Origin of the sequence: Pedobacter zeaxanthinifaciens, assembly GCF_003313335.1 — a bacterium.
In the GTDB taxonomy this organism is placed as follows: domain Bacteria; phylum Bacteroidota; class Bacteroidia; order Sphingobacteriales; family Sphingobacteriaceae; genus Pedobacter; species Pedobacter zeaxanthinifaciens.
In genome coordinates this window covers 68,975-81,534 of the sequence record NZ_QMHP01000003.1, presented here as the reverse complement: position 1 = coordinate 81,534, position 12,560 = coordinate 68,975, and the positions used below count along the sequence as shown (strand labels likewise).

Here is a 12,560-nt window from a genome sequence, read left to right as displayed (position 1 = left end):
TCATTGCGAGGTACGAAACAATCCTAAGGATTAAGCTGCCATAGCTTAACAGTAGTAGTCATATTACTTCGTTCCCTCGAGGTGAACAATGGTGCTTTTACTTTCTAATCTAAAATGATTGTGATTTCCGGATTGCAATTCAAAACGATTATGTTTTTTATCTTTGCATCATACTATTCAAATATGAAATTAAAACTTTTTATAATCGCTTTGCTTACGTCGCCAATAATGGCAGTAGCTCAAAAAGCTGGCCCAGAGCGAGATTGGACTAATGCGGTACTTTGGCAGCAATACAGTGGCGAGTACAGGGCTTTAGCTTTTCAGGCATACAATTTTGCCAAGCTTTCTTTAAAAGAAGCCCTTTGGGAAAATCAAAATGGAAAACCAAATTGCGTTATTGTTGATGCTGATGAGACAATTATTGATAATTCTCGTTTTCAAGGCTATGAAATTAAAAATGGTGTGAGCTACGTTCCCGCTCATTGGACTGCTTGGACATCAAAGGTGATGGCAGATACCGTACCGGGTGCTTTATCATTCCTGAAATTTGCAGCAAGTAAAAATGTAGAAACTTTTTATGTAACTAACCGCGATGCTGCAGATAGAGCTGCGACGATGGAAAACTTGAAGAAGTTGGGATTTCCGTATGTTGATGAAGCGCATTTGCTAACTAAAACCACTACTTCAGATAAACAGGAAAGAAGAAATAAGATATTGGAAAAATACAACGTACTGTTGCTGTGTGGTGATAACCTGAGCGATTTTTCTAACGTTTTTTACAGGGAAGGGAAAGATACCAAACAACAAGTGGATGCCCATCAGCAGCTTTTTGGAACAAAGTTTATTGTGTTGCCTAACCCAATGTATGGAGATTGGGAGAAATTGCTTTATAAAGAAGGAAAATTTAACGAAGAGGAAAAAGCTAAACAGCGTTTAGATAAGTTGAAAAGTTATTAAACAATACTAGTTTTTAGTAAAGAAATATTATTTTTGCCTTAACAAAATAAAATCGAATTCACATGGATGCTCAACAAAGAGAAAACAGCATGAAAACAGCCAACGATTCGGCTATCTATTCTTCACTTGCTTTATGGACAGTAGTTACTGTAATTGGCGTATTCTTACGTTTCGCTTTTGATTCGCTAACGCTATCTTTAGTATCGTGGGCTATTTTAGCGCTTGGTTTCGTAATGTGCTGCGTTACAGCTTTCAAAATTTTGAACGCAAAATAATTTTTAATTATTTTCAATATAAAAGAGTCCTTTTGTGAATAGCAAAAGGATTTTTTTTGCGCTTTTTTCTAAGATTTTGCTTGAATCACACAATGTTAAACCTCCAACGGTTAACTAGCAATTGTGTGCCGCCAACTAGGCAATGGGTTACCTTATTCGGTTTCGGGCATTAAGCTTAAAACAACTCTTTACAAATTGTCTTCCTTAAGGAATTAGCATGCTTAAGACAGTTTTGTGAAAGGAATTTAAACACTTAAAACCTTAAACAAAATGAAAAGACATTTTGCCTTAGTGGCTTTGGCCGCAATGATTTTCTTTGGCTGTAACTCCGAAAAAAAAGCTGAAATGGCTGATTACGCTGCAGCTGATACCGTTAGTGCTGATTTAAGTTCTACTGATACTGCAGCTGAAAAAATGACTAAAACCGCTGATATGCGTTTTAGGGTTAAAGATGTACAACAGACCAAGCAAAAGCTAAGTGAAACTTTAAAAAAGCAAGGCGGCTTGGTGATGGAATTTTCTATCAGCAGTGCAGTAAAGGATACCGAAAAGGTTAAATTCAGTGCAGATTCACTACAAGAAATTACCTCTTACACCACTGATGGTTATTTAACGGCTCGTATACCCGCCGAACACTTAGACGAATTTACCAACGCAATTGCTAAAATGGCAGTTTTTGTCGATAATCAATCCCTAAAAATGGAAGATAGAAGCTTGGCCTATGTGGAAAATAAGTTAAAGGCGGAAAATAGACAGCAGGCTGTGACGCAAATTAATAAGGTGGCATCTAAGAAAAGCCCTAACGTACAAAGTGCCTTAAGTCTTAAGGATGACTATGTAGATCGAAAGATTCAAAATTTGGCGATAGATCAGCAAGTGAAATACAGTACCATTACACTGAATTTTTATCAAGATAATACGGTAAAAACAATGATTGTAGCTAACGATAACATTTTTGACTATAAACCGAGTTTTTTTAGAAGACTAGGACTAAACTTAACTGACGGGTGGTCTTATTTTAAAGAGTTAGTTTTGTTTTTATCTAAATTATGGATGTTCTTTTTGACAGCGTTGATTGCCTTTTTTATCATCAGGTATTATACAAAAAAGAAACATGCTAAAGTGATTATTCCACCAACTGGAAACAGATAGTTTGGGTATAATAGATGATATAATGGACATGCTACGCAAATTGCGGGATGATGCATCCATCTTTTTGCGCAAATCTAATTGTAAAATTTAAACGATATGTCATGCATCTTCCTGCAAAATGTTAACTTCAACCTAGCTAAACTATATCAAATTAAATGAAGAAACTTATTTTTTCAGTAGCAATTGCTTCCCTAACCTGGTATGCAAAGGCCCAAGACAATTTCTCTCCCGTTTTTAAACAGATTAATACTGAAGTTCAAACTAACTCACAGGCTTATCAAAACTTAAAAGATGCTACCGAAAAAATCGGACATCGTTTAACTGGGTCTGTTAACGGGGCAAAAGCCGAAGCATATGCCTATAACCTATTTAAGTCTTACGGGTTAGAGGTTCGTTATCAGCCTTTTGAGGTAGAAAGTTGGGATCGTAAAACACTTTCTGTAAAAATAGGGGCCTTACAAAGTGATTTAGCTAATGTTAAGGCGGTAACGTTGGCGCATTCGCCAGTAAAAGCAAATGTAACCGCTGAAATTGTAGATGCAGGCAATGGTTTAGAAGCCGACTACCAGTCGATTAATGATAAAGTGAAAGGTAAAATCGCATTAATTTATATCGGTGTGCTTCCTGGATCTCCCGCTGGTACTACGTCCTTGCACCGATCAGAAAAAACAGCCATTGCCACAAAATATGGTGCAATTGGTGTCATCATCATTAACCAAGTGAAAGGTGGCGTACTTTTAACCGGAACAGCTTCGGTTACTGGTAAACTTATTCCAATTCCGGCAGTTTGTATAGGTTTGGAAGATGGCATGCAATTGAAAGAAAAATTAAAGGCATCAGCGCAATATGCGCAAATTGATATGACGAATTTTTCAGGTTTGATCAAAGCTCGTAATGTAATTGCCACTATCAAAGGAAGTACGTTACCTAATGAAAAAATTGTTGTTGGTGGGCATTTGGATAGCTGGGATTTAGCTACTGGAGCTATTGACAACGGCATTGGTTCTTTTTCGGTGATTGATATGGCAAGAACATTTAAAAAACTCAATTTGAAGCCTCAACGTACGGTTGAGTTTGTGATGTTTATGGGCGAGGAGCAAGGCTTGTTAGGATCAAAGGCTTACGTAGCGCAGAGCTTGAAAGATAAATCGTTAGAACAGGTTCGTTTTATGTTGAACTACGATATGACCAACGATCCAAAAGGATTTTCGACCAGTAGAAAGGAAATGGAAAGTTTGTTTAAAACCTGGGGACAACAGGTGGTTAAAATTGATACAGGCTTTAAAAATATGTTCCAGGCAGGTGCTGGCTTGCATTCAGATCATCAACCATTTATGCTAGAAGGTGTACCCACTGGCGGAGGTGCGGGAGGGAAATTGCCAAATAATGCTGGTCCGTTTTATCATTCGGATGGGGATGGTTTTCATTTAGTTGATCAGCAAGGGATGAAAAATACAGTGCGTTACGCAGCCATGCTTACCTATGCTTTGGCAAGCACACCAACAATTCCTGTGAAAAGATTTTCGGATGCTGAATTGAAAGCTTTTTTGGAAAGTCAGAAATTAAAAGAGCCGCTTAAAATAGCCGGCGAATGGAAATGGGAAGATTAAGCATCTTCCCGTTTTTTTAATACGCATCGTCACTTTCCATTGAGAAATTCAGCCTCAAATCACTTCTAACTGGAAAGTGATCGGATAGTTTTTCTTTGGAAATGTGGTGATTGATGATATCGAAATTTTTGGTGGTGGCAATGTAGTCAATTTGGAAATTAGGGAAATCACCATTGTAGGTTTTACCAAAGCCACTTCCTTTTTCTTTAAATGCATTTTTCAGCGAACTGGTAATCTGTGTAACGCTATACGACGCCGGAGTATCATTAAAATCGCCAGCAATCACATACGGGAGCTTGCATTGCTGCATTTCAGATTTCATCAGTTTTACTTGCTCACTTCTTCTAAAAAAGGCTGATTTTAACATGCTGGCAATCCTTCTCGAAGATTTATACTCGGGATCCATTTTAGCTACTTTCCCAATATAATCGTAATCTTCCTTTTGAAATGAGATGGATTGGAAATGTACGTTATAAATTCTAAAATCCTGATTTTCAATTTTTAAGTCAACATAAATGCTGCTGTTACCGGCAAACTCGCCAAAAGAAATTCGCCCCTTATTTTGAATAGGATAGCGGGAAAATATGGCCAGGCCTGCGGCTTCATAGTTATTATCTACCGAAGGAGCGAAATAATAATGCTTTAATTTCAGACGGTTTTTTACACTATCTATCAAATCAAATTCGCCCTTTTTCCTGCTAAAAAACTCCTGAAAGCAAACCACATCTGGGTGCTGATCTTCAATCAGTTTAATGATTTGATCTTTGGTAGAAACATCATTATTCTCTCCATATTTTTTGAACTGATGTACGTTATATGTCATTAAACGTACATAGTGTTCACTGTCTTTTTTGTTTCCGCCTTCCTCCCCACTAAAACGATACGTTGCAGTTAGCGGTTTCCAACCAATAAGGATAATGCCTAAAGTAATTGCAGCAAATAAAAGCTGTCGTCTAAATAACCAAAAAATCACAAAGAGTACGTTAGCTATCAATGCAAATGTATAGCCTAATCCCGCAAAGGCAATCCATACATTGTCCTTTGGATTGGTTTGTCCGGCCAACATTCCCATAGCCAAAATTACCAGCAGAATTACTGCCAACACTAACATCAATTTATCGAATAAAGGAAGCTTTGCTTTCTGGCTCATTAGTTTTTACTTGCGTCGAATAAAGTTTGTTTTTCTTTTGCCGTTAAATTTTCGTAGCCACTCTTTGAAATTTTATCCAAAATAGCGTCAATTTCTACTTGGTTTACCGCGGCGCTTTTTTGTTTAGGTTTTTCGTTTTTGATTACCTTTAACTTAGGTTTTTTTATCAGAAAACTGCTTAGGTCAGTTCCTCTTTGAAGTGATTTGATATAGATGAAACCAAATAGTGCACCACCTAAATGGGCTAAATTGCCACCAATGTTCATCGATCTTGGAGTAACGCCCACCACATCAATAAGCACATATACCAACAACAAATATTTCAATCTTACATCGCCAAATAGCAATAAACGGACACTGTAATTTGGAACTAGCGTGGCAATTGCGCTAAAAATAGCCATAACAGCGGCCGAAGCTCCAATAAGTGTTGCATTTTTACTGTCCAACTGCGGACTTAAGTTAAATATCAATGCAAATGCCAAGGCACCTACAATTGCACCGCCCCAATACACCACCTGAAATTGACGAGGTTTTAAGAAATCCAGAAATAAGTTTCCCATCCAATACAACCAAAGCAGGTTAAAAAGGATGTGTAATAATCCACCATGTAAAAAAGCATAGCTAACTATAGTATAAAATCTAAAAGGCCACTGGGCAATATCCGCTGGAAAAGCCAAATATTCATTAACGTAGTAATCGCCCATGTTTGCTGGTAAAAACAAACTACCTACTCCAACTACTATAAATACAATAATATTAATTGCAATGTATAGCATTGCAGGGTTGCCCGATTTAAAAAATCGATACCGTAAATCTCCAAAGTTGTTATTCATAGTAATTGTAAAATCTGTCTTTATCCTTCCAAATTTTCGCTAAAATAAATCCTATTAAAGCACCGCCTAAATGGGCGAAATGCGCAATAGAATCTCCCGGAATACGAGCTACACCTAAAAACAATTCTATAACGATGTAAATGGGAATAAAATATTTTGCTTTAACCGGGAATGGAATAAACAAAAGCATCAGCTCCATGTTTGGATACATTACCGCAAAGGCAGTCATCACACCAAAAACAGCGCCCGAGGCGCCAACCATTGGGCCAAAATAAGATGAGTAAAGTGTTGAGGCTTGACTTGGAGAAAAAACATTTGGATTAAATTTGCCTTCGGCAAACAACTCTAACGGTAAGGAGCTTTTGTTTAAAAATGAACCGGTAATTTGATAAACTTCAATTCCTTGCACTAGCCATTGCAACGCTAGTGCACCAAGTCCAGTAATAAAGTAAAAGTTAAGGAATTTTTTTGGTCCCCATTTATGCTCAAGGATGCCACCAAACATAAACAAACCGAACATATTGAAAAATAAATGCGAAATATCCGCATGCATGAACATATAGGTGAAAATTTGCCAAACTTTAAAATTCGGAGAATCAAAATAGTAAGCCCCTAATAATTCGGACAACTCTCTTCCTTGTTGCTGCTCAAAAACCCATGAAGCCAGCAACATGATGCCGTTGATGATCAAAAGATTTTTTACTACTGGAGGTATTTGTATGTTATTCATTTTGTAATGCTACTTCTATTTTTCAAATTTTTGTGCTAATTCTGCCAAAGTGATGGTTTGTATAGCGGGCTTCCCATTAATACTAAAGTTAGGCGTTTTGCAGGCAAAAAGTTCGTCAATTAAATTGTTCATTTCTTGCTGACTTAACGCTGTGCCCGCCTTTATTGCACTGTTTTTGGCCATGCTTCTGGCCAGTGCATCGCGTTTATTTAACTTCAATTCTTGCTGAGAGTTTTTAAAGCCTTCAATTAAATCTTCAAAAAGTTGCGTTTCGTTAATATTGGTACTGCCTAAATCAACCGGAATACCATCAATAATTAACGTGTTTTTGCCAAATTCTCGTACATCGAAACCCAAACTTTTGATATCATCCAGCAAGCTTTTCGCCAATTCAAAATCGCTAGCATTTAAGTTTACGGTTTGTGGGAAAAGGCTTTGCTGTGAAGCACCTTTCCGATCTTCCAAATGCAGTAAAAAGCGTTCATACAAAATCCGCTCGTGAGCCGCTTGTTGATCAATTACCATTACCCCCGATTTAATTTGCGACACAATATATCGGTTGTGAATTTGCATGTATTGCTTGTTAGTCGTAGCAATAAGCTCATCATTTTTATCGTCGTTCAGTGCAATAGTGGTTTGCTCAGGTTGGCTGTAATTAGTAATCTCGTACAACGAACCCCAGTTTTGGCTCACCTCTTTTGGCTGATATTGTTCTTTAAAATACGTGGTTTTCGGACTAGCAGTTTTCGGTGTTCCAAAAGGGTTAAAGTCGGGATTGAATGAAATGCTAGGCGGTACAATATCTTCCGGCGCTTTTGGCGTAATCATATTGCTAAAGGCCGTTTCCTGGTTAAAATCCAATGTTGGACTAATATTGAACCTGCCAAGCGAACGTTTTACGGCCGAATGTATAATGGCGTAAATAGATTTTTCGTCTAAATACTTGATTTCAGTTTTAGTTGGATGAACGTTAACATCAATTTTCGCAGGATCGATATCAATAAACAACACGTACAATGGGAAGTTGTCATCTGGCAATAATTCTTGGTACGCTTTATTAACGGCATGGTTCAGGTAATTATCCTTAATAAACCTATCATTAACGAAGAAAAACTGTTCTCCACGAGTCTTCTTCGCAAATTCGGGCTTGCCAATGTAGCCTTTCAAATTTATAATTGTAGTTTCTTCTTCAACTGGAATTAAACGTTCATTATAATTATTACCAAACAAATGCACAATACGCTGTTTGATGGTAGCGGCTGGCAAGCGGTAAATTTCGTTGCCATCATGGTGTAAGCTAAAAGCAATATGTGGTTTTGCCAATGCCACCCGCTGAAACTCGTCAATAATGTAGCGCATTTCAGTTGGGTTGCTTTTAAGGAAATTACGACGGGCAGGCGTGTTGTAAAATAAGTTTTTAACACAAATGCTAGTTCCGTTACCTGTTGCTATGGGTTCTTGCTTGGTAATTGTAGAACCTTCAATTTCCACTAAAGTTCCTACTTCATCTTCATGGCGTTTGGTTTTCATCTCCACTTGCGCAATAGCAGCAATAGAAGCCATGGCCTCGCCTCTAAAACCCATGGTACGGATGGCAAATAAATCATCCGCTTTGCGTACTTTAGAAGTGGCGTGGCGTTCAAAGCACATACGGGCATCAGTTACGCTCATGCCGCAACCGTTATCAATAACTTGGATTAAAGCTTTACCCGCATCTTTAATAATTAACTGGATTTTATCTGCACCGGCATCAAGAGCGTTTTCAAGCAATTCTTTTACTGCCGAAGCCGGCCTTTGCACTACTTCTCCTGCTGCTATTTGATTGGCTACACTATCGGGTAAAAGTTGAATGATATCGGACATTTATTTCGCTTTCTAAAAGCCGCTAATTTACAAAAATAAGCCTTAACCAACAGTCATGTTTTCATATGGTTGATACTAAAGGAGATGAGAGTGGTGTAATGGTTAATGATTAATGAACCAATAACCAATAACCAACCCACCAATGACCAATGAACCAAACGACCAACAAACCAACGCACCCAACACAAAATTGTAAAATCTTAACATAGGTCAATACGAAGTGAATAGAAATTAAATACATTTGCTTGTATTAAACTATTCATCAATATGAAACTAAAAATCACTTCTATTTTAATGTTAGCTGTAGTGGCTAGCTTTTCTTTTTTGGCATTTGCGCCAAGGGCTGATGTTTACACTGTAGATGCGGCAAAATCAACTGTTACTTGGGAAGGTAAAAAATTCTCAGGATCACACAATGGTACTGTGGCATTAACTTCAGGAACTTTACAATTTACAGGTAAAAAATTAGTTGGTGGTGGCTTTGTAGCTAACATGACTACAATTAAAGATGCTGACGGAAGTGCTGGCTTAGAAAAACACTTGAAAAATGACGACTTTTTTGGTGTTGAAAAATTCCCTGCTGCAAACTTCGTGATTAAAAAAGTGGAAGGATCTGGCGCTGATGTTAAAATTACTGGTGATTTAACAATCAAAGGTAAAACCAACTCGGTAAGTTTCCCAGCTAAACTTACTTGGAACGCAGATAAATCGGTGAGTGCCGTTGCTGAAAAAATTGTAGTTGATAGAACTAAATATGGTATCGAATACAAATCAAAATCTATCTTCAGTAGCATTGGCGACAACTTTATCTACGATGATTTCACTATTAGCGTAAACTTAGTTGCAAAAAAATAATCTCCTATTAAATAGGTGTTTAGAAAATCCGAGTTTTGCTCGGATTTTTTTTTGAAATAAATAATGTATCTTTATTGAAATCCATTTATGAAATAACATACCTTCGTATAAAACAGCCGTATTTCATAAACTAAGATGCAACCTATACACTCTTCTCAAATTAACCTTCTCGTTATCGATGATGACGATATCAACATTTTCATCATCAGTAAAATTGTAGAGAAAACAGGGTATAACGTGCAAATTTGCGCTAAACATAACGGTCAACTCGCTATAGATTACATCAATGAACTCGTTGCTGCTAACCAAGCCTTGCCCCATTTGGTACTCATCGATATCAATATGCCCATACTTAACGGCTGGGAATTTATAGAAGCTTACGAAGCCCTTAACCTAAATGTTGATAACGACATGTATATGCTATCGTCATCTGTTTATGAAAATGACATCGAAAAGGCAAAAAGCTACAAATCTGTCAAAGGATTTATTTCCAAACCTTTATCTATCGATAGATTGAAAGAATTGCTAGAAGCCATCCGCTAAACGATTATAAATTTATCGTCGTTCAGTTCAACAAAGGCTTGCGTTTTGGATTTGGAATGATAAAATAAGCATTTCCATTTTTCTGCTGCTGCCCTAAGGCCAAAGTCGTCCCTAAGTTCCATTGCTTTACGACCGTCGTAATCATACTTGGCTACAAATTTTCTGATGAGTTCTTCCGGTTCTGGAAGTACATCGCCACCAAAAAATACTTTATCCTCCCCATCTTCAATTAAAAAAACCTGATGATACGGGCAGTGCGCTCCTGTAAATTCATAGCTGATTTCGTTAGTTAGCTTGCCGCTGTCTTCAATTAAATGGATTTGTGCATTGCGCTGTATGAAATCAAAAATTTCGGTGCAGTATGATGAAGATTTGCTTGAAAATGCAGTTTCCCACTCGCCCTGCTGCATTACGTAAGTAGCATGAGGAAAGCTGAGTTCCATTTTGCCATCATGTTGGTGCACCATACCACCCGAGTGATCAAAGTGTAAGTGCGACATCAACACCAGCTCTACATCATCAGGATCGAAACCTGCTTTACGAATGTTTTCATGCAGATGTAATTTTCCTTCGGCGTTGCTGTAACCTAATCCAGTATCTAAAAGCACCAAGCTGTTTTCCAGTTTCACTAAAAATGGCTGTACATGGATAAACAAAGACGCAGGTCGGTCTTTAGGATTATCTTTCTGAGGATCAAAAGGAATAAATTTCTTACTTGCATCAACCGAATATGAACCTTCTGATAAGGTGAAAACTTGTATAGCCATCTTTTTTTACGAAAGAAAATTAATGATATATTTACAGGTTGCAAATATACGTACAGGCTTTGATAATAGGTCTGCAACGAAAAAAAATGCCATAACTATGAATAAACGATGGGTAATTAGTAAGTGCGATGATGAGGAGAAGGTTGATGAACTTGCCCAGCAACTGAATATTGACCGCAGTTTGGCTAGCATTTTAGTGCAGCGTGGAATTTGTTCGTTTGAGGATGCCCGCCATTTTTTTAGGCCTCAGTTAGCCCATTTACATGATCCTTTTTTAATGAAGGATATGGAGGCAGCCATTGTAAGGATACAAAATGCCATAACTAGTAACGAAAAAGTATTGGTATATGGTGATTATGATGTAGATGGTACAACTGCAGTGGCCCTATGTTATCAGTTTTTTAGTCAGTTTACCGCCAATATTGATTTTTACATTCCAGATAGGCACGCCGAAGGTTACGGTATATCCACGCAGGGAATAGATTTTGCCAAGGCTAACGGCTTTTCATTAATTATTGCATTGGATTGTGGCATACGCTCTGTTGATAAAGTAGCTTATGCTCATGGCTTGGGTATCGATTTTATCATCTGCGATCACCATTTGCCGGGCGAGCAACTGCCCAATGCTGTGGCGGTGCTGGATCCAAAACGTAACGATTGTGACTATCCGTTTAAGGAACTTGCCGGATGCGGCATTGGTTTGAAGTTGGCACAAGCCTATTGCATGGCCAATGATTTGCCTGACGAGCTTTACGAGCAATACCTTGATTTGTGCATGGTGAGTATCGCTGCGGATATTGTTCCCATTGTCGACGAAAATAGGGTGATGGCCTATTATGGCTTGCTGAAGTTGAACCAGCAACCATCAATGGGGCTGAAAGCATTAATGCAAATAGCCGGTAAAACCGAAAATTATAGCATTTCGGATGTGGTATTTATGCTGGCGCCCCGCATTAATGCCGCAGGGAGAATGGGACATGCCAGCGAAGCTGTAAAAATGTTGTTGAGCAACGAAGTCTTTATCGCTGATGAACAAAGCGCACTAATTAACCTGCAAAACTCGGAAAGAAAGAGCTTTGATCAAGATATTACCGCTGAAGCATTGGCTATTATTGAACAGGATGAAGTATTGATTAATAGAAAAACAACGGTTGTTTTCCAAGACAGCTGGAATAAGGGCGTAATTGGGATTGTAGCATCAAGGTTAACGGAGAAATACTATAGGCCTACCATTGTGTTAACGCACTCCAATGGAAATTATACGGGTTCGGCAAGGTCGGTAGTGGGTTACGATTTGTACGAAGCCTTGGTAGAATGTAGCGATTTGCTCATCCAGTTTGGAGGGCACAAATATGCCGCTGGATTAACCATTGCACCGGAAAACTTGCCATTGTTTGCTGAACGTTTTGAACAGGTGGTAGCTGGCAGTATTCATCCGTCTTTACTTATTCCAGAAATTAATATCGATGCTTGTATTGAGCTGCAACAAATTGATGGTAAGTTCTTCAGAATTTTATCGCAAATGGCACCATTTGGTCCGCAAAATTTAGCGCCAGTTTTTATCAGTCAACAGGTAAGCTTAGTGGGATTTCCGCAGATAGTAGGTGCAAAACATTTAAAAATAAATGTAAAACAACAAAATTCAACTATTTTTGAAGCTATCGGTTTTAACTTGGGCGAATTTGAAAAATTGTTAAAACCAAACCAGCCGTTTTCTATTTGTTATACCATAGAAGAAAACATTTGGAAAGATAAAAGGCGTTTACAGCTGAATATAAAAGGAATTAAAATTTAAGTGGTGAGTAATAAGTGTTGAGCCCGCAAA

General features: G+C 38.0%; 12 protein-coding genes. 7 read left to right on the top strand and 5 right to left on the bottom strand.

Annotated features, from left to right (window positions below; translation table 11 throughout):
- The first annotated feature begins 183 nt into the window (after positions 1-183).
- From DUT68_RS05280 to DUT68_RS05265, 4 genes are all read left to right on the top strand, one after another.
- A complete protein-coding gene (locus DUT68_RS05280) occupies positions 184-957 on the top strand; it encodes a 5'-nucleotidase, lipoprotein e(P4) family (RefSeq protein WP_113637032.1) in 774 nt (257 codons plus the stop codon).
- Positions 958-1,019: 62 nt separating this feature from the next.
- Positions 1,020-1,232 carry a hypothetical protein gene (locus DUT68_RS05275; protein ID WP_113636464.1) on the top strand — a complete coding sequence of 71 codons (213 nt, stop codon included), beginning with the start codon at positions 1,020-1,022 and terminating at the stop codon, positions 1,230-1,232.
- 270 nt (positions 1,233-1,502) lie between these two features.
- Positions 1,503-2,384 (top strand): DUF4349 domain-containing protein, encoded by an 882-nt coding sequence (locus tag DUT68_RS05270; RefSeq protein ID WP_113636462.1) that lies wholly within the window; start codon positions 1,503-1,505, stop codon positions 2,382-2,384.
- A 155-nt stretch (positions 2,385-2,539) separates the two neighbouring features.
- Positions 2,540-3,994, top strand: coding sequence for a M28 family peptidase (locus DUT68_RS05265; protein WP_113636460.1), 1,455 nt, complete (start codon positions 2,540-2,542; stop codon positions 3,992-3,994).
- Positions 3,995-4,010: 16 nt separating this feature from the next.
- On the opposite strand, the gene DUT68_RS05260 is transcribed toward DUT68_RS05265, so the two are convergent.
- The 4 genes from DUT68_RS05260 to mutL are packed head-to-tail and all read right to left on the bottom strand — an operon-like array spanning position 4,011 to position 8,570.
- Positions 4,011-5,144 carry an endonuclease/exonuclease/phosphatase family protein gene (locus DUT68_RS05260; RefSeq protein WP_113636458.1) on the bottom strand — a complete coding sequence of 378 codons (1,134 nt, stop codon included), beginning with the start codon at positions 5,142-5,144 and terminating at the stop codon, positions 4,011-4,013.
- Positions 5,144-5,977, bottom strand: coding sequence for a rhomboid family intramembrane serine protease (locus DUT68_RS05255; protein WP_113636456.1), 834 nt, complete (start codon positions 5,975-5,977; stop codon positions 5,144-5,146). Before DUT68_RS05255 ends, DUT68_RS05260 begins: the two co-directional genes overlap by 1 nt.
- On the bottom strand, positions 5,970-6,707 hold the full coding sequence (locus DUT68_RS05250; RefSeq protein WP_113636454.1) for a rhomboid family intramembrane serine protease: 738 nt from the start codon (positions 6,705-6,707) through the stop codon (positions 5,970-5,972). The genes DUT68_RS05255 and DUT68_RS05250 overlap by 8 nt, the downstream gene beginning before the upstream one ends.
- 15 nt (positions 6,708-6,722) lie before the next feature.
- Complete coding sequence (gene mutL / locus DUT68_RS05245; protein WP_113636452.1) at positions 6,723-8,570, bottom strand: DNA mismatch repair endonuclease MutL; 1,848 nt, start codon at positions 8,568-8,570, stop codon at positions 6,723-6,725.
- A 267-nt stretch (positions 8,571-8,837) separates the two neighbouring features.
- Here mutL and DUT68_RS05240 point away from each other — a divergent pair, with 267 nt between their 5' ends.
- Both DUT68_RS05240 and DUT68_RS05235 read left to right on the top strand, forming a co-directional pair.
- A complete protein-coding gene (locus tag DUT68_RS05240) occupies positions 8,838-9,425 on the top strand; it encodes a YceI family protein (protein ID WP_113636450.1) in 588 nt (195 codons plus the stop codon).
- Between the two features lie 135 nt (positions 9,426-9,560).
- Complete coding sequence (locus tag DUT68_RS05235) at positions 9,561-9,968, top strand: response regulator (RefSeq protein ID WP_237088263.1); 408 nt, start codon at positions 9,561-9,563, stop codon at positions 9,966-9,968.
- Here the strand turns inward: DUT68_RS05235 and DUT68_RS05230 are convergent.
- Complete coding sequence (locus DUT68_RS05230; RefSeq protein ID WP_370738849.1) at positions 9,965-10,735, bottom strand: MBL fold metallo-hydrolase; 771 nt, start codon at positions 10,733-10,735, stop codon at positions 9,965-9,967. The two genes, DUT68_RS05235 and DUT68_RS05230, sit on opposite strands and share 4 nt — an antisense overlap.
- A 97-nt stretch (positions 10,736-10,832) precedes the next feature.
- Here DUT68_RS05230 and recJ point away from each other — a divergent pair, with 97 nt between their 5' ends.
- The gene (gene recJ / locus DUT68_RS05225) at positions 10,833-12,530 is read left to right on the top strand and encodes a single-stranded-DNA-specific exonuclease RecJ (RefSeq protein WP_113637027.1); all 1,698 of its coding nucleotides are present in this window, start codon (positions 10,833-10,835) and stop codon (positions 12,528-12,530) included.
- The last annotated feature ends 30 nt before the right edge of the window (positions 12,531-12,560 follow it).